Annotated in this window: 16 protein-coding genes; 6 read left to right on the forward strand and 10 right to left on the reverse strand. The window is 39.9% G+C overall.

Annotation, left to right across the window (positions count from 1 at the left end):
• Window positions 1-243: 243 nt before the first annotated feature.
• Window positions 244-1,686, reverse strand: coding sequence for a poly-gamma-glutamate hydrolase family protein (locus IMZ31_RS14890; RefSeq protein WP_207528086.1), 1,443 nt, complete (start codon window positions 1,684-1,686; stop codon window positions 244-246).
• Between the two features lie 248 nt (window positions 1,687-1,934).
• Here IMZ31_RS14890 and nadE point away from each other — a divergent pair, with 248 nt between their 5' ends.
• From nadE to IMZ31_RS14905, 3 genes are read left to right on the forward strand one after another with little or no spacing between them, the layout of a single operon-like run.
• Window positions 1,935-2,684: an NAD(+) synthase gene (gene nadE / locus IMZ31_RS14895; protein WP_207528087.1), complete on the forward strand. Its 750-nt coding sequence runs from the start codon at window positions 1,935-1,937 to the stop codon at window positions 2,682-2,684.
• A gap of 4 nt (window positions 2,685-2,688) precedes the next feature.
• The gene (locus IMZ31_RS14900) at window positions 2,689-3,261 is read left to right on the forward strand and encodes a cysteine hydrolase family protein (RefSeq protein ID WP_207528088.1); all 573 of its coding nucleotides are present in this window, start codon (window positions 2,689-2,691) and stop codon (window positions 3,259-3,261) included.
• Between the two features lie 34 nt (window positions 3,262-3,295).
• The gene (locus tag IMZ31_RS14905) at window positions 3,296-4,732 is read left to right on the forward strand and encodes an NAD(P)H-binding protein (protein ID WP_207528089.1); all 1,437 of its coding nucleotides are present in this window, start codon (window positions 3,296-3,298) and stop codon (window positions 4,730-4,732) included.
• Window positions 4,733-4,825: 93 nt separating this feature from the next.
• Here the strand turns inward: IMZ31_RS14905 and IMZ31_RS14910 are convergent, their stop codons facing one another.
• From IMZ31_RS14910 to IMZ31_RS14950, 9 genes are all read right to left on the reverse strand, one after another.
• On the reverse strand, window positions 4,826-4,972 hold the full coding sequence (locus tag IMZ31_RS14910) for a hypothetical protein (protein ID WP_207528090.1): 147 nt from the start codon (window positions 4,970-4,972) through the stop codon (window positions 4,826-4,828).
• Window positions 4,972-6,414, reverse strand: coding sequence for a carbon starvation CstA family protein (locus IMZ31_RS14915; protein ID WP_207528091.1), 1,443 nt, complete (start codon window positions 6,412-6,414; stop codon window positions 4,972-4,974). Before IMZ31_RS14915 ends, IMZ31_RS14910 begins: the two co-directional genes overlap by 1 nt.
• Before the next feature lie 265 nt (window positions 6,415-6,679).
• On the reverse strand, window positions 6,680-7,411 hold the full coding sequence (locus IMZ31_RS14920; RefSeq protein ID WP_207528092.1) for a LytR/AlgR family response regulator transcription factor: 732 nt from the start codon (window positions 7,409-7,411) through the stop codon (window positions 6,680-6,682).
• On the reverse strand, window positions 7,408-9,147 hold the full coding sequence (locus IMZ31_RS14925) for a sensor histidine kinase (RefSeq protein ID WP_207528093.1): 1,740 nt from the start codon (window positions 9,145-9,147) through the stop codon (window positions 7,408-7,410). Before IMZ31_RS14925 ends, IMZ31_RS14920 begins: the two co-directional genes overlap by 4 nt.
• A 108-nt stretch (window positions 9,148-9,255) precedes the next feature.
• On the reverse strand, window positions 9,256-10,968 hold the full coding sequence (gene cydC / locus IMZ31_RS14930) for a thiol reductant ABC exporter subunit CydC (protein ID WP_207528094.1): 1,713 nt from the start codon (window positions 10,966-10,968) through the stop codon (window positions 9,256-9,258).
• Window positions 10,965-12,698, reverse strand: coding sequence for a thiol reductant ABC exporter subunit CydD (gene cydD / locus IMZ31_RS14935; protein ID WP_207528095.1), 1,734 nt, complete (start codon window positions 12,696-12,698; stop codon window positions 10,965-10,967). The genes cydC and cydD overlap by 4 nt, the downstream gene beginning before the upstream one ends.
• Before the next feature lie 340 nt (window positions 12,699-13,038).
• Window positions 13,039-13,248 (reverse strand): helix-turn-helix transcriptional regulator, encoded by a 210-nt coding sequence (locus IMZ31_RS14940; protein WP_207528096.1) that lies wholly within the window; start codon window positions 13,246-13,248, stop codon window positions 13,039-13,041.
• Window positions 13,249-13,418: 170 nt separating this feature from the next.
• Entirely contained in the window at window positions 13,419-13,721 is a 303-nt protein-coding gene (locus IMZ31_RS14945) for a ketopantoate reductase C-terminal domain-containing protein (protein WP_256438036.1), read from the reverse strand.
• Window positions 13,722-13,739: 18 nt separating this feature from the next.
• On the reverse strand, window positions 13,740-14,732 hold the full coding sequence (locus IMZ31_RS14950) for a zinc-binding dehydrogenase (protein ID WP_207528097.1): 993 nt from the start codon (window positions 14,730-14,732) through the stop codon (window positions 13,740-13,742).
• A gap of 130 nt (window positions 14,733-14,862) precedes the next feature.
• Here IMZ31_RS14950 and IMZ31_RS14955 point away from each other — a divergent pair, with 130 nt between their 5' ends.
• The 3 genes from IMZ31_RS14955 to IMZ31_RS14965 all read left to right on the forward strand — a co-directional run bounded on the left by IMZ31_RS14955 (window position 14,863) and on the right by IMZ31_RS14965 (window position 17,626).
• Window positions 14,863-15,000, forward strand: a complete 138-nt coding sequence (locus tag IMZ31_RS14955) for a hypothetical protein (RefSeq protein WP_207528098.1) — start codon at window positions 14,863-14,865, stop codon at window positions 14,998-15,000.
• A 98-nt stretch (window positions 15,001-15,098) separates the two neighbouring features.
• Complete coding sequence (locus tag IMZ31_RS14960; RefSeq protein WP_207528099.1) at window positions 15,099-16,058, forward strand: MBL fold metallo-hydrolase; 960 nt, start codon at window positions 15,099-15,101, stop codon at window positions 16,056-16,058.
• Window positions 16,059-16,336: 278 nt separating this feature from the next.
• Window positions 16,337-17,626 (forward strand): GntP family permease, encoded by a 1,290-nt coding sequence (locus IMZ31_RS14965; protein ID WP_207528100.1) that lies wholly within the window; start codon window positions 16,337-16,339, stop codon window positions 17,624-17,626.
• Window positions 17,627-17,838 lie beyond the last annotated feature (212 nt).

The following is a 17,838-nucleotide window of genomic DNA, read 5'->3' on the forward strand; positions in this document are numbered from 1 at the left end:
TTGTGTGGATAGGGCCGATACGTTAGTTGAGTGCTTGGGGTGTCAGGGGAACGACTCTAGTGTGTAGAAACGGCCCAGCAGCCAAAGTCGAACGCCCCGCGACATGTTGGGACGCGGGCGGAAAGGAAGTGATATCTGGAACCACTATACCGCCCTATTCTTGAACGATTTTGTTAAATAAATAGCTTCACTCAACTTAAATAATCCAAAAAATGTGCTCCTATAAGGAGCACATTTTTTATGTTATTGACTATTCTTCCAAGCCGTATAGTTATGGATGGCAATGCCCTTAAAACCTGGTTGAGGTTCTTCCATAAAGTACGTTCTTACTTTAGCAATTTCTCCTTCTGTGTAATTTAGAGATTTCCCGTCAAAAGATACATAATCAATCTTATACGGATTCAGTTCTACTCCTACTTCAACTTTTGGAGACCTGGCATGCAATACTTCGTTTTGTGCTAGTGAGGTAATACTGTTTGATCCAAGTGCTGTATTGCGGTACGACATGATGGACACATAGTCTTGCATATCGATCATTTCCTTATAGAAATCTGTATCATAATCATTCACTGAACTGTTATCAGTCCAGAATGGCAAAGCACTTCCGACGATGAAACCGTAGTCTTTAGCATACTTCACGTAAGATTCTGCTGATTGCTTCCATTCATCTACAGCTTGTTGTCTATTATCATCCCACATTTGGAGAGAGTATGGTTCTACGTCAAAGTGGATTCCAATAAATCGTTGGTTCTGTTCCACTTTTTGATTATAGGCATGGATTAGATCGACTCGTTTAAGAGCATCATTTGCATATTTCTCTTGTCCCCACAAAGGACTTCCAATTAGAGCGTGTACCTCAATTCCTTGTTCTGCAGCGTGTTCTATGAAATATTGATACGTTTTTGCATCCACCTTTGGATAAAAGCGCATATAAAGTTGATCTACCTGTTCATTCACCAAAAACTCTATGGTCTCATCCGGCGTGTCTACAAAGGGTTCAGATTTCCACATCCACACGCTTTTCTGAGTATTGTATTCATTTATTGCATCTTGTATAGCAGTAACATACTGAAAGTAGGTGTCTGATTTAGACGCTTCTGTTTTAAACCTGGAGCTTGTATAATCTCCGCCCCCAAAAAATGCTGACCACTGCGCATCTGTAATGAGAAGGTTTACACCGGATGAGGACGTCTCAATGACCGACGATTCTTCGGAGGATGCTAATCCATCGCGTACAGAAAACCCAAGTCGATTTAAATGTTTTTTGACTAAGTGTTTCAATTCTTCATCAAGACCTGACAAAGTCGTCATTGGAATAGTTCCTGAACTGCCCTGGATGGAAATTCGCGCTGAAGGAGTTTGATCGAGTTCAAATATGTTAGAAGTGTCAGATTGAATAAACAAATCTGATCGAGCATCCAACTCTCGAGTCATGGAGTAATAATTATGTGTGGAACCCGCTATTTCTTCTACTAGTAGAGACGTAGCCTGAAGATATTCTTCTCCTGGTAAGTCAATGTTAACTAGCGTGTTGGAGTTTGTTTGATTTAAAAGTAATTCCCAGCAACTCACCTCACAGTAAGTGGTCGTCTGAGTCCCTTCTCCATCAACTACTTTACTAGGCAAAAGTACAAGGGTAAATATAAGTGCAAATGCTACTTTCATCATTATCTTCATTGGTTTCATGACCTATTCTCCTATATTTTAATGTGATTTTATACCCATTCTTATATTAATATCGTACGAACTCCAGAAAGTTTAAGCTTTTTTTACCATTTAACAAGATGAAAATACTAGTTATTTCGACATGATTCGATTCTTAAGACACAGACCTTATGTCATGGTCTATCACAGACCACATGACGTTTACTCGTTGCCAAAAGAAGGAACTTAAATCTATATCGAGACAAGCCAGAAAGGATGATGGTCTAACCATGGAGAAAAAAGTAGAATACTTAACAAATTGGATTAAAGAAAAAGTAGAGGATGCAGGTGCCAATGGTGCACTTGTTGGAATAAGTGGAGGTATTGATTCTGCAGTTGTGTCTTGTTTAATAAAGCGTGCTTTCCCTGATCAATCTTTAGGTGTCATACTACCTATTGATCAAGAAGTGGAAGATCAAGAGGATGCGGTAACTCTTGTAGAACAAATTGGTTTAAATTATATAGGGATCAATTTAACAACCCCCTACCAAACTACTCATGCTACTATAAGAGAAAAGCTTAAGGAAAAAGGAGATTGGCAAGAAGAACGTTCTCAATTAGGTGGAGCAAATTTACAAGCTCGACTACGTATGAGCACTCTTTATGCCGTGGCCAACCATTATGGATATTTAGTAATAGGTACTGATAATGCAGCGGAAGATTTTACTGGCTATTTCACAAAATACGGAGATGGTGGAGTAGATCTAGTCCCCCTAATTAATCTTCGTAAAGAAGAAGTAAGAGAACTTGCTGAGTATTTAGAAGTGCCTGACTCAATTATTCACAAGAAGCCTAGCGCTGAATTATGGGAAGGACAATCTGATGAGGATGAACTTGGGGTTTCTTACGACACTATTGACGCCTACCTTCGCGGAGAATCTGTATCTCAAAAAGATGAAGAGCGAATTCAACAACTCCACAAGCAAACTCGGCATAAAAGACAAGTACCCGCTGGTCCTGAACCATATAAAGGAGAGTAATCGTATGAAGCAACACCAAACTGCCTTAATCCTTATAGATATGGTAAACAAAATGGATTTTGAAGGTGGAGAGGACTTACTAGAAAATACTTTGAATATCGTAGAACCTCTCAAGAGTTTAAAAAGTCAAGCCAAAGAACAAGGTCTACCTATTATTTATGTAAATGATAATTTCGGATTGTGGCAAGAAAATGTTGCAGATGTGATTGAAGAGTGCAAGGAAGGAAGAGGAGAATCGGTTATTAAACACATCTCCCCAGAAGACGATGATTATTTTATTATTAAACCCAAGCATTCTGGTTTCTTCGGAACTCAACTCAGCATCTTACTCAACAAACTAGGAGTAAATAACCTAATCTTAACGGGCATTGCAGGAGATATATGTGTTCTCTTTACAGCTAATGATGCCTATATGAGAGAGTATAACATCTGGATTCCCAGAGATTGTGTCGCTTCTGAGCGGCAGGAAGATAACCAAAATGCTATAAGAATCATGGAACGCTCACTTTCAGCCAACACGACACAATCTACCCAAACCACCATTCAAGAAGCATTTCTTCGAAGAGTTAATAGATAGGACTCGAGCTTTTAATAGATTAGGAGGAATCACCATGAGCGAAGCCAAAAGACGTCCCGTCGTAGCTTTAACCGGAGCAAGTGGGTATATTGGCCAGAATTTATTAAAGAAGTTGACGAAATATGCGGATGTCATTGCTCTTTCAAGGAATGGGGACCATAAACAAGATACAGAACACATCACTTGGCGTTCATGTGATCTATATTCAATGGCTGACGCGGAGAAAGGCTTAGAAGGGGCAGACTTCGCGGTCTATCTCGTTCATTCTATGCTACCTTCAGCTAAACTTACACAAGGATCTTTCGAAGATATGGATGTTATTCTAGCAGATAATTTCGCTCAAGCAGCTAAGAAGCAAGGTATACATCAAATTGTTTACTTAAGCGGCATTATCCCGGAGTCAGAGCAGTTATCCAGGCATTTAAGAAGTCGTTTAGAAGTAGAAGAAATTTTAAGAGCTTATGGAATACCTGTCACTACAATTCGAGCAGGTTTAATTGTGGGACCTAAAGGCTCATCCTTCCCCATTCTTAAGAAGCTCGTTAAACGACTCCCCTTCATGGCTCTACCGAAATGGACAAGAACGAAGACACATCCTATCGCTCTAAAAGAAGTCTTACACGCTTTAAACAAAAGTATTGGAAATGACCGTTTATCAAATAAAGCAATCGACGTTGGCGGACCTGAAATAATGACCTATCAAGACATGATGATTCAAACAGCGGAATCGTTAGGGAAAAATCCTCGCATTCTTCCTGTTCCATTTATGTCGGTTAATTTATCAAGGCTATGGGTCAGCCTTACGACCGGAACACCAAAAGAAATGGTCTATCCACTTGTAGAAAGCCTTGTTCACCCTATGACCGCCCAGTGTAAGAATATGGACCCTGAAGTCAGCTATGGACAAATGAGCTTCAAAGAGGCTGTGAAAACTGCAATTGAAGACGAGGAACAAGAAAAAGGAAATCAAGAGCCCTCAAAGAGCACTCAGGGAATTAAGATGCCCGCTGTTCAACATGACGTTCGATCAGTTCAGCGAATTCCATTACCTGAAGGTAAAAACGCCGATTGGGCGGCTCAATATTATGTTCATTGGTTATCTAAAACTCTGAATCCCTTTGTCCATGCCGAAACTGATGTTGAAGACAACACACAGATATGCCTTCGTTTAAGCCGAACGCCTCTATTAGAACTCAGTTATTCATATGACAGAAGCACATCGAACCGAGCGCTTTACTATATTACGGGCGGATCTTTCCAAAACACCAAACGAAATGTAAGAGGGCGCCTCGAGTTTCGAAAGATCCCGGGAAAACAAGAATGTATCGTAGCAATACACGATTATATGCCATCACTACCTTGGTTCGTTTATAAATATACGCAAGCTAAAGCTCATCTAATTGTCATGTACTTGTTCCGCAAACACATTGAGAGGATGATTAAACAATCGCGCGTCCCCGATGTAGTTTAACGAAAAAAGCCCCTTACCTTTATAAAGGTAAGGGGCTTCTCATCTGAAGGAGGAATGTAAATACTGAATAGATTCAGTAGTATTACCATTAATTTAAAAGAATGCAATCCATATGACACAGGTGGAAACGACAGTAGCGATGACTTTCCCCCATAAAGGAATTTGTTCATTCCCCGTTTCATTCACTTTTTCTTCTTGTTTTTCAACTTCCTTATTGAAGTTCGGACTACAACATCCCATTACGCTGTCGTCTTCCATTCTTCTTCAAGTGGAATGTTCTTATTGAGTCCCCGACGTGCAGCGGTAAAGAAGGAGGCTACTACACCAACCGTTATGATGGCAGCCAGAACATAAGATAGGTTAAGAGACAATCCAAAACCAATCTGGGCATTTAGGATATAAGTGAATGTTGCCATAGTCATGAATGTTGCCGGTACTGCAGCAATCCAATAATTCTTACGAGATAAGAACAAGTACATCGCCCCTACCCACAGTGCAATTACAGCTGTAGACTGATTCGCCCATGAGAAATATCTCCACAGTAGCGTGAAGTCTACACGCGTTAGAGCAAAGGATATTACAAATAGAGGAACAGCGATCCACATTCTGCTTACAATCTTCTTCTGAGAAACATTGATGTAATCTGCAATAATCATACGAGCACTACGGAACGCTGTGTCCCCAGAAGTAATAGGAAGAACAATAACACCTAAGACTGCCAACGTACCACCAACTGCTCCAAGCATCATAACAGAAACTTCACTTACCACAGCAGCAGGTCCGCCACTTGCAAGAACTTCGTTTAGACCTTCTGAACCATTAAATAGACTCATAGCAGCAGCAGCCCAAATCATTGCGATAATACCTTCAGCAATCATCATCCCGTAGAAAATACGTCGACCTTGCTTCTCTTGCTGTGTCGTACGAGAAATAATTGGCGTCTGAGTTGCATGGAATCCAGATAAAGCACCACATGAAATCGTTAAGAATAATAGCGGAAAGATTGGCGCATTATCCGGGTGCATATTTGTTAGTTCAATTTCAGGAACAGGTGCTCCTGTAAATACAAGTGAAAGCCCTACTCCAACAGCACTAATGACTAAGAATGCACCAAAGATTGGATAGAAACGTCCGATAATCTTATCAATCGGAAGCATCGTAGCGAGTAGATAATAAGCAAATATCGCTAACAGAATAACAGGCAACGAAAGCCAACTGCTCGCCATGTTATGAATTAAATCTGCGGGTGCCGTAACAAACACGGTACCTACAAGAATAAGAAGTAATATCGTAAATGCATTAACAACATGTTTCATTACTTTTCCGAGGAACTTCCCTGCAAGTTCAGGTAAGTGAGCGCCACGGTTCCGAATAGAAATCATACCTGTTAAATAATCGTGTACAGCGCCTGCAAAGATTGCGCCAAATACGATCCAAAGGAAAGCAACAGGCCCATAAAGGGCGCCTAAAATCGGTCCAAATATCGGACCAACACCTGCTATATTCAGTAATTGAATTAATGAGTTTCTTTTTTCCCCCATTGGCAAGTAGTCCACACCATCTTTATTTGTATAAGCTGGTGTCTGACGATCTGTATTAACTCCAAAAACTTTTTCTACATACTTTCCGTACGTTAAGTAACCAACAATTAATAGAACAATACTGACTAGAAATGTAATCATAGAACGATTCCTCCCTCACTTTTCTGTAATCGCTTACAAAAAGTATAACAAGTAACCGTTTACAATTAAGGGAGTTTTGTTTAACATGTCAGTTTTTTTGATTAAGATGTTGTAAAGTGATTGCAAGATGTATTCGGCCTCTCGATTCAAAACAACCTGAAAAGAGCACGTTAAACTAAATTAGACTTGTAGTTACCACGGGCGCTACAAGTCTCTCTTTAATCCTATCATCTACCTCGCATTACTTATATCCTAAACCCTGCCACTATAGTTCAAGTTGCTTTCTTAACTCTTTTACGTAGTTACGACTGACAGATAGCTGCTCTTCCCTCCCTTTTAACTCAAGTTGAAAGGCCCCATTAAACCACGGGACAAGTCGCTTAACGTACTGTAAATTCACTAGATAACTCTTGTGTATACGGAAGAAAGAAAAAGGCTCTAACCGCTTCTCAACCTCTTTTAAAGACCACTTTGTCTCATAAGTCCTCAATTGATCTACTATTTTCGTTACACGTCCATCACGAAAAACGTACATAATATCCGCTGGATTTAAATAAGTGATTTCTTCTTCCTCTTCAACTGCAAGCTTAGAAGGCACTGAGCTCTTTTCCACAGTTGGTTCAGACCTTAGTCGTCGTTCTAGACGAGTTACTGTCTGATTAATTTGCTCTTCATCAAATGGCTTTAATATATAATCAACCGCTTCATGACGAAAAGCTTCTACTGCGAAACCTGGGTAAGCCGTAGCAAATACAATCTCAGGTACTTTCTTCAGTTCATGTACTGATTTCGCCACCTCAAGACCATCCATCTTCGGCATTTCAATATCTAAGAACAATACATCCGGTTGCAATTGTAACGTTTTCATAACAGCTGCTTCCCCTGATTCAGCTTCCCCAATCACTTCTAAAATCTCGTATTCCTTTAGCAAAAATACAAGTTCCTCACGACTAAAACGCTCATCATCTACAACGAGTACTGTTATACGTTTTCTCACAAATGCTCCTCCTTCCTTGGGAGAAAGAAGGAAATAGTTGCCCCTTCTCCCCACGTACTCTCAATATGTAACCGAGCATCATTCCCATACATGTGAACGAGCCGCTCATTCACATTAAACAAGCCAAGCCCAGTTCCTTTATCTGATTCTACTTGGATTAGACCTAGGTCTCTTACCTTTTCTGGAGCAATTCCTTGTCCATTATCTGCTACAGATATAAGCACGCCTTCTGAATGATTGTGAACCGTTACATGAATTTCAGCTTGCGTTTCCTGATTTTTCACTCCGTGTTTAATACAATTTTCTACTAAAGGTTGTAATGATAAAGGAGCTATATGAGCATCGAGCGCTTCTTCATCGACATCGTAATTCACATGAAGCTGATCCACAAACCGGGTTTCTTCTATTAACAAATAAGCCTTAACATGCTGAAGTTCCTCTTCTAAGGTGATCCACTTACGCGTGGTAGCACTCAAGTTCTGCCTAAAATATTTTGATAACGCTATTAATACTGAACGAGCCCTTTTAGGTTCAGTTCGTATGAGCGAAACAATAACATTTAAAGAATTAAATAGAAAATGGGGATTCACTTGCGCTTGCAAAGCTTTCACCTCTGCCTCTCGCGCTAATTCTTGTGCTTTCTCCGCTTCTGCAATCTCAAGCTGTTGGCCTAGTAAGGCACTAAGTCCTTGAATTAGTTCAAGCATGACATTCGAAATTTCTTTTTCTGATCGAACGTAAAACTTTAACGTACCGACCACATCATTCTTCCTTTTTAAAGGGGCAATAACAGCAGCGCCGAGAGGACAATCAGGCTCTGTACAATGAATATCTTCATGCTTGACGATCTTTCGCTCCCCTGTTTGAATAACATCTCTAGTGGCTGTAGTTTGAATGACTTCCCCCGTTTTATGGTGATCGTCCGCTAGTCCCACATGCGCTAGAATGACCTCATGATTTGTCATAGAGATGGCGCTTACGCCCACTTCTTTATAAATAATTTCACACGCTTTTTTAGCAGAGGATTCATTCAAGCCTTTTCTCATATAAGCAATGGTTGATTCTGCCAGTTTCAACGCTTTCTGAGCCTGAAGTGCTCCTACTTTTTCTTCCTCATTTAGAACATTACGAATAATCAATAGAAAAAGTGCTGAGCCCACTCCATTAGCCACAATCATAGGTAACCCAATCTCTTGAACTAATTCGAATGCCTGATTAAATGGTTTTGAAACACCAAGAATAATCATCATTTGAAGAGTTTCAGCCAGGGCTCCCACAAGCAATGCTGTCTTTAGACGTAAAGGCTTATTCTTTTTATAAAAGGCACCAGCTAAACATCCGGCGATGACAGCAGAAATACCACAGGCAAGCCCAGTGAATCCTCCTAATGATAATCTATGGAGTCCTGCGATCAGACCTGCTCCGACTCCAATTTGATAGCCACCAAATAATCCTGCTACAACGATTCCAATGACTCTAGAGTTAGCAATCGCTTCATCTCCACCAATCTGATAAGCAAAGGAACCGTACTCAAAAGATAACGTATCGTATGTAATGCCTGTATAGGTTCCGATTATTCCAAATAAGCCGAAAAAACCAATCGCTACGTAGCGTTGTTTAGAGGTAAGGGTTTTCTTGTCTACTAACTCTCGAAAGAAGCGAAACCTTGTGATGACAAAAGCGACTGTTACGATAATGCCCAACCGCTCTAACATTGGAAGAAATAATTCAAGCACGCTTCCCACCCTCTCTTGTAAAGATAAATCTATTGTAGCATGCATAGCTCTAAAATATAAAAGCAGCTTAAAGATCCGTTATCGGGAACTCAAAGCTGCTTAAAAAACTTATACAAGCACTTCTTTTTCGATTTGTTTCATACGGTAAAAATACCCTTCAAGCTCCAGTAATTCTTGATAAGATCCTGACTCTACGATTTCACCTTGATCAAAAACAATGATTTGGTCCATGTCTTCAAGACCAACAAGTCTGTGGCTAATAAGAATAAGAGTATCGTCCTGCGCTTGGTGAAAAACATGCTCGTAAACTGCTTGTTCGGTGACAGCATCAAGTGAAGAAGTCGGCTCATCAAGCAACCACAACCTTTCCTTCTTCAATAGAGCTCTAGCGATTGCTAACCGCTGTTTCTCACCTCCGGATAAATTGTCACCCTTCTCTAAGATCGTCTGGTTCAAATCAAAGTCTTGCATGTGTACATGCCCAAGCACTTCTTGAAGTTCTTCATCTGTAGCCCGTTCTTTAGCTAATAGAAGATTATCTCGTAGGGAGCCATAGAAGTAGTGATTCTCTTGTTGAACCACATTTGTACGAGCCCAAATATCTTCTTGGCTATAGGCATCTTGAGAGATCTCATCATACAATACATCTCCGCTTGTAGGGTTGTAAAACTTTAAAAGCAACTGGAACAATGTAGACTTCCCGGAACCACTAGCTCCTACAATCGCAGTCTTTGATCCCGCCGGTATATGAAGATCTACCTCTTGAAGAGAAGTTCTTTCTTCCCCAGGAAAAGCAAAAGATACACGTTTCATGGTCAATGAAAATGGCTTGTTAACAGGTAGACTTTTCGTGTATTCAACTTTTTCCGGTTCATCCTGAACGACTTCATGAAGTCGCTTGGCTGCCCTACGACTATCTTCAAAGTGAGCAGGTACCAATGCCATCGGTACAGCATTCTCGAACACGGTTAAAGAAATCATAATCAGCATAGCTAAGAATACACCGTCTAATTCATTGTTTGAAACAAGATAGGCCCCAAATGCAATAACAAGCCAAGATACAAGCAGTGTAACCATACTATTCATTGATTGATGATAAGTAGCCATCTTCCCTTCTTTCTCTTGCTCATCTATATAACGAGCGGATGCTTGTTCTAATTCCTCTTTTTTGGTTCCTAGTTGTTGATACAACTTCAAATCCATAAAACCGTATAAGAACTCGGTAACTTCACTAGATAAAGACCCTCGTTCCTCTCGTAAACGTGTTTTGATTCTTCTTTGTTTATAAGCAAACCATGCTGGTAATAAGAAACCCGTTACAAAAAGACCGACCAGCAACAAAATCGCAACGGTAACCGAATAAAATACTGTAAAGAAGATCGTAGCAAGAAAGATAAAGCCGAGAACGATAGGGGGATAATAAACTCTCAGAAAGAAGTTTTGTAAACGATCAATATCCCCGACGATTCTAGATAACAAGTCCCCAGATTTGTACTTCTGGAAAATGGTTGGCGCCAATGGCTCCAACTTCTCATAGAAATTAACACGCAATTGGCTAAGCATTGTAAACGTAGCTCGGTGCGAATATAAACGTTCTAGATAACGCCCAAAAGCACGGGCAAACCCCATGATCTTTAAAAAGGCAATCATAAGGGAAAGGGTATAGATAGGCGGTAGCAGAGCTGCTTTTGAAATAAGGTACCCACTCGAAGCAAACAGCGCAACTGCTGTAATACCAGCCAAAAAGCCAAATAAAACAGATAAATAGATATCTCTCTTCTCAACCATCATATCCTTCATTACCGCTCTAAGTTCATTCATGTCGCCATACCTCCCTGCTGCGTCTTCACCATCGCACGGTAGAAAGGATTATTCTCTTCAAGCTCTAAATGAGTTCCCTTTTGAACAATCGCTCCATTATCCATATATAAAATTTGATCTGCATGCTTAATCGTATGGAGGCGGTGAGCAACAGTGATGATGGATGCACTTTGGCTGAGTTCTTGAATCGAAGACTGCAAGATTTGTTCTGTTTGTAAATCTAGTCCTGTGGTCGGTTCATCAAATAGGATGATGGAGGGTTGTTTTAAGAAAGCGCGTGCTATTGCAACACGTTGTTTCTCTCCACCTGAAAGACCACGTCCTCCTTCTCCGACAAGTGTATCGTACCCATGTTCTAAGGACTCCACTAAAGGCGCGATCCCCGCTTTTATAGCAGCTTGCTCAACAGCCTCCCTTGAAACCTGTCCTTTTTTACCTACTGCTATATTTTCAGCAATCGTACCAGAGAATAGAAAAGGGTTCTGAGATATATAACTGACTGTATCAAACCACTGCTCTTCTTTTATTTCAGAGCGCGCTAAATCATCTACCCAGACCGAACCTTTTGATGAGGGAAGTAGACCAGCTAGCACATGAAGAAGTGTCGTCTTCCCTGAACCACTCTTCCCCACTATAGCTGTTTGACTGTACGGTGGAATTTCTGCTTGAATTCCCCTCAAAGCAAATCCTTCAGCCTCATACGCAAAATGAACATCTTTCAATCGAATATGAGGAGGATCGTCCTTCCGTCCAAGAGAAGCATCTCCCCACTCCACTTCTCGATACTCTGTATTTAAAGCCTCGGCAATTTTTTGAGCTGCCCCCATGCTTCCACGTCCTGTGTGAAAAGCCTGACCAAGGTTTTTTAGAAACAAATAAAATTCGGGTGCTAATATAAGCACAAAAAAGGCCGCGGAAAACGTTATTGATTGAAATAATACAAGTCTTAAACCAATTTCTAATGCAATTAAACCGATACTGAGCATAGAAATGAGCTCTAGCATAAGAGAAGATACAAACGCGATTTTTAAAACTTCCATGGTTGAATCTCTAAAGTCTAAGCTGCTCTTCTCGATTAATTCTTTTTGCTTACGAGATTGACCGAACAGCTTCAGTGTTGATAATCCTTGAAGGGTATCTAGAAAGCGACCAGAGAAAACAGCCATTTTATCTAATTGTTCTTCGGATTTTTTCTTTGTCATAATACCAATAATGATATAAAAAAGTGGAATAAATGGAGCGGTAATCATCATGATAAGTCCTGAATAGATGTGCTCCATAGAAACCACAACAAGAATCATCACGGGTACAATGGATGTTTGAATAACTTGTGGAATGTATTGACTGAAGTAGCCGTCAATTTCATCAACAGCGTCTAGTACGGTACTTACTTTCTGCCCTGATTGCCCTTCCATAGACGTTTGGAGTGGATTTTTAGAAAATTTATATACAAGTTGTGATCTGAAATACTCCTTTACTCGGGATGCCATCTTAACGCCGGCTCGACCGTTCCAATAGGTTAATGCCGAACGAGCAACTAAAACGAAAAATAAACCAATAAGATCAGGTATAATACTCTCGAAACTTGCACCCTTAAGGAAGATTTGATCGACAATGGACACAAAGAATAATGCTTGAGCAATAACCGTTATCCCTAACAGAAGAGAAGAAACAATAAGCAAAAATCTGGTAGCCTTTTGTTTCTTAGCATGTTGTTTTAATACATTCATAGTGAATCTCGTCTCCTTGCATCTCTCGTTTAGCTCACCATGTGAATTATTTCACATGTCTTCTTTTTGTATTATAAAAGAAATATCCTCTATATGCATGAATTCTGCCTATATTTATTGTAAAAATAGGAGTATTACTCCATTAGTGTTTATTAAGCCCTCGCGAACTATTCACCAAACAAAAAAAGCCTTCACAGTCCAAAGACACTTTAACAAACTAAAGGGTGCCAGACACCCTTTAGTTCTTTGTCGCAATAAAACGTCAAAGGTTTTTCGCCTCGTATTAAAACAAGACAACAATTCTATGCTTGTCATCTTGTTTTAGTAGGTCATGCGAGAGTTATTTTATATTCTCATCGCCTTCAAAGATAAAGAGATCCTCGATGGCACAGTCGAATACTTGAGCTAATTTATGAGCTAGCACAAGTGAAGGCTTATATTTCCCTTTCTCGAGTGATATTATGGTCTGCCTGGATACTTGAAGCTGTATTGAAAGATATTCTTGTGTAATCTTATTAGCTGTCCTTTTTTCCTTAATCAAATTTTTCATTCCATCACCTTTACGGTTAATCTTACTTTACGTAAAGTGTACGTGAGAACTCTCTCCTACGTCAAACTCACTTTACCTTTTTACATATCCCTTCTTTTGTGAAAGTTACAAAGATCCATAAAAAAATGAGCATTATAATGAATGCCCATTCCTTTAAATGTCACTTCTATTTATGAACTATATACCATCAAATTCCCATGAACTGCTGATAATAAAGGCGCATCTATGGAGTGCGATTCCGCTGCTTCTAACAAATAACCATAGAAATGCTCTGCCTCAACTGGCTGCCCTTTTTCCATATCCCGCTGCATCGATGATTTCATATTATAATCCATTTGGTGCATCTTATCTAAAAGTGATGTTTCAATTTGTGCCTTAATAGGGGCATTTAGATTCCTCATAATTGCAGATATAGTATACATAACTTCGTTCATCACTTTTAATCCCTCTTCGCTTTCACGAATAGGACCAATTGGCGAGCCCTGTCCTTTTTAGCCTATTGTAAAGCCAATTTTACCGAAGTTTTTCGAGTCTTTTATATACGCAAAAGCTTCTTCATAGTCAGATAGGGCAAACATCTTATCTACTTCTGGTTTTATGCTATGATCGGTAATAAAGGATAGCATGTCTTGAAATTCCTCACGACTCCCCATTGTTGAGCCAAGTAAGTTATATTGTCCGTAAAAGAATTTGCGAATATCAATCTCGACTTTGTCTTCTGTCGTTGCACCAAATGTGACAACTGTACCGCCTCGCTTAACAACTCCAAGAGATTTTTCAAACGTTGCTTGTCCGATACTTTCAACTACCACGTCCACCTGTTCCTCAGCTAATTCTTCTTCCCAATCGGAAAGTGTTGGAATGGCTAAGTCAGCTCCTAATTCTTTAGCTGTCTCTAACTTTTCTTCACTTCGTGACGTGACAATTACTTTGGCCCCTATTGCATTGGAAAACTTTAAAGCAAACGTTAAAACACCGCTACCTATACCAGGAAGCAGAACTGTGTCTCCTTCTTTAACTTTGGCTCTTGTAAATAAAACACGATACGCTGTTAATGCTGCAAGCGGAAGAACACCCGCTTCTTCCCAAGACAAATGTTGAGGTTTCTTTTCAATATTCTCTTCTGGAACTACAATATATTCAGCAAATGTACCGTCATCAGGTAACCCTAAAATTTCAAAACCTTGTGGCGGGGCATCGCTATTATGTTTCCAGCCTAATCCTGGGTTAATGACAACCTCATCTCCAATGTTCCATCCTGTTACACCTTCACCAAGCTCTTCAACCAAACCGGCCCCGTCTGAACCTAATATAAGAGGCGGCTGTTCGATCTTGTGACGATTTGTTACTGCAAGATCCCGTCGATTCAGGCCTGCTGTTTTAAGTCGCACCTTCACGTTGCCTTTACCTACTTGTGGCGCATCACATTCTTCATAATGTAATCCGTCCAATCCTTCTATTTCTTTATGTATAATCGCTTTCATTACCCATTCACTCCTTTACGAATATGAATTACCTTCTTAATCATAACAACTTTTCTGATTTCTAGAAAAACATTTCCCTTCATACTTTTCGTAAAACAACAAAATCTATCCGTATACTGGAGGTGACACGATGAGTAAGGATAAAGAAACTAAGAAACCTAACCATAAAGAGCATCCATCCTCTCTTCATGAACAATTTATTCAAAAAGCTGAAAAAACGAATCGCAAAACCTTTGACCGTGAAGGATTTTTAGGAAAAGGGTATTAAAAGATTAAGAATACTCACCTCTCTTTGAAAGCGTTATACTGTTCAACTATCTGAATGTTTTGTAAAATAGGGGTACTATTCAGAGAGAGGTGACTCTTATGGAAGAAAAAGCTCCAATCTATCTTGGACACCGCACTTACGTAATTGATGGTTTTGACCTAGGTATGCCTGGGCGTACGGGAATATACGTTATTGATGATAAAGATCTTACTCTGGTAGAAACCGGTCCTTCCCCTTCTGTACCTTACATAAAGAAAGGACTCGAAGATCTTGGATTTAAGCTAACAGATGTTAAGAATATTATCCTGACCCATATTCACCTTGATCACGCTGGCGGTTCCGGTTTATTACTGCAAGAATGTCCGCAAGCCACCGTTTATGTGCATCCGAAAGGGAAACGCCATCTAATTAACCCTTCTAAGCTAATTGCTGGGGCGAAACAAGTATACGGAGATCAGTTCGAGCCATTATTCGCTCCTATTCTACCTATTCCAGAAGATCGTATTGAGGTTGTTAACGAACAAGACAAGCTTCAAATTGGCCCTTCTGCAACTTTAACCTTTTACCATACACCAGGGCATGCAAATCACCATATCTCAATATATGATTCAGAAAGTCAGGGGCTTTTCACTGGAGATGCTTGTGGTATTCGTTACCAACATACCGAAGAGCACGATGTTTCCTTGTATTTACCCTCTACATCACCAAATCAATTTGACCCCTTTGTCATGCTAGAAACGATTAAGAAATTAAGCCTCTTACCCATAAATCGTATTTACTTTGGTCATTTTAGTATGTCAGATCAACCTAATGAAGTGTTTAAATCGGTTGCAAGGTGGTTACCTATTTTTATGGAAGCAGGTCACGAGTCAGCAAGTGAAAACGAAGATCTGACTCAATTGAAGAAACGTCTTCATGAGAAAGTCGCGGAATATCTAGACTCTAATGGAATTCCAAGAGATCATGAAATATATAGTGTTCTCGAGCTTGATTTTGAAGTATCAGCTATGGGGATTGCGGATTACCTAGAAAAGCAAAAGGCTCTCCCCACTCAATGAAAACAGCGGTAAAAACCTCCAAATATTAATTTTAAGCTATCACAAGATGAAATCAACAAAATTAATTAGATCTTTTCTTTACCATAAGCATGAACAGGCTTACTAGCCTATTCATGCTTTTTAATATGCCTATAAACAATTTATTCAACAAAAGCGCAGGAAACTCGGAAAGTAGAAGCTGACATTTAAATTTAAATCTTAACTCACAGTCTGATCAATAAAATACAAAAGAATGGGACATAGTAAAACAGATAATTTAAAACATCAGGAGGTTTACTATGCTCAGTATTATTATTGGTCTTATCCTCTTAATGGCTCTAGCATACTTAGGCTGGTCGATTATATGGATCGCCCCTCTTGTGTCAGGAATCGTAGCCCTATTAAGTGGGATGAACATACTCGATGCCTACACAGGAACGTATATGGAAGGCTTTGTAGGTTTTGCAAAGGACTACTTCCCTATCTTCTTATTTGGAGCGATCTTTGGGAAACTTATGGAAGATACAGGAGCAGCCCAATCTGTTGCCTATAAGATTTCAAGTGTTATCGGAAAAAAACGTGCCATATTAGGAATGCTTCTTTCAGCAGCTATCCTAACGTATGGTGGCGTAAGTCTATTTGTTGTAGTATTCGCTGTATATCCATTAGCTGTTGCGATGTTCAGAGAAGCCAATGTCTCTCGTAAATTAATACCTTCTACCTTTGTATTAGGAGCATTCACATTTACGATGACGGCCATCCCAGGGACACCGCAAATTCAAAACATCATCCCTATCAACACCTTTGAGACGGATACAATGGCAGCCCCCATACTCGGTATTGTTGCCGGATTAATTATGGCGGTAGGTGGGTATGCATACTTAAAATTTCGCCAGAAACAACTTGATGCTAAAGACGACAAATTCACGGAACCTGAAGGTGACAATCAGGTTAAAGAAATCAACGAAGATGAACTTCCAAATTGGATTTTATCTGTTATCCCGCTTATTGCGGTGGTTGTAACATTAAATGTATTTAAAGAACTCAGTATTTTAGTAGCTCTATTGTTTGGGATTATCCTGATCATGCTCTTTAACATTAAAGACTATAAAGACTTCATTCCTGCTATTAATGGGGGAGCATCCGGTTCAGTAATGGCTACTATTAATACAAGTGCTGCCGTCGGATTCGGGTCTGTGGTTACGGCTTCTCCTGGATTTGAAACGGTAAAAGAGTTAATCTTTGATATTCCTTTAAGTCCATATTTCTCCGAAGCGTTTGCGGTACAATTGCTCGCCATGATTACAGGTTCAGCTTCTGGTGGTATGGGAATTGCTCTTGAAGCCCTGGGTGAAGAGTATTATGACATTGCGGTTGAACAGGGCCTAAGTCTTGAAGCCTTCCACCGTATCACCTCTGTCGCATCAGGCGCTTCCATTCTGCCACATAACGGAGCGCTTCTAACCTTATTTACTGTTACAGGTTTAACTCACAAAGATTCTTATAAAGACGTCTTCGTCGTGGGGCTCCTCATTCCAATGATCGCGACAATTGCGATTATATTCTTAGCCATGATGGGGATTAATTAATCACTAAGTATAAACAAGAGCTTGAACTCCAAGCTCTTGTTTTTTTGTATTCACTAATAGTGACGTTTGGATTAAATGATAACCACCTGCTCCATAAGGACATTAATCTTAATCATCGATGCTGAGAGAATATTTCCGTTTGCTTTAGTTCAGTGTAAGGTGGGCCTGGAAACCACTCGCTTCCCAGCTCCCCGCAGGAAAGCGAGTCGTCC

Source organism: Pontibacillus sp. ALD_SL1, from assembly GCF_017355605.1.

Coding starts and splice junctions, on each gene's coding strand:
- IMZ31_RS14890 (WP_207528086.1), bottom strand. CDS start 1,686: ATGAAACCAATGAAGATAATGATGAAAGTAGCATTTGCACTTATATTT.
- nadE (WP_207528087.1), top strand. CDS start 1,935: ATGGAGAAAAAAGTAGAATACTTAACAAATTGGATTAAAGAAAAAGTA.
- IMZ31_RS14900 (WP_207528088.1), top strand. CDS start 2,689: ATGAAGCAACACCAAACTGCCTTAATCCTTATAGATATGGTAAACAAA.
- IMZ31_RS14905 (WP_207528089.1), top strand. CDS start 3,296: ATGAGCGAAGCCAAAAGACGTCCCGTCGTAGCTTTAACCGGAGCAAGT.
- IMZ31_RS14910 (WP_207528090.1), bottom strand. CDS start 4,972: ATGGGATGTTGTAGTCCGAACTTCAATAAGGAAGTTGAAAAACAAGAA.
- IMZ31_RS14915 (WP_207528091.1), bottom strand. CDS start 6,414: ATGATTACATTTCTAGTCAGTATTGTTCTATTAATTGTTGGTTACTTA.
- cydC (WP_207528094.1), bottom strand. CDS start 10,968: ATGAATGAACTTAGAGCGGTAATGAAGGATATGATGGTTGAGAAGAGA.
- cydD (WP_207528095.1), bottom strand. CDS start 12,698: ATGAATGTATTAAAACAACATGCTAAGAAACAAAAGGCTACCAGATTT.
- IMZ31_RS14940 (WP_207528096.1), bottom strand. CDS start 13,248: ATGAAAAATTTGATTAAGGAAAAAAGGACAGCTAATAAGATTACACAA.
- IMZ31_RS14950 (WP_207528097.1), bottom strand. CDS start 14,732: ATGAAAGCGATTATACATAAAGAAATAGAAGGATTGGACGGATTACAT.
- IMZ31_RS14955 (WP_207528098.1), top strand. CDS start 14,863: ATGAGTAAGGATAAAGAAACTAAGAAACCTAACCATAAAGAGCATCCA.
- IMZ31_RS14960 (WP_207528099.1), top strand. CDS start 15,099: ATGGAAGAAAAAGCTCCAATCTATCTTGGACACCGCACTTACGTAATT.
- IMZ31_RS14965 (WP_207528100.1), top strand. CDS start 16,337: ATGCTCAGTATTATTATTGGTCTTATCCTCTTAATGGCTCTAGCATAC.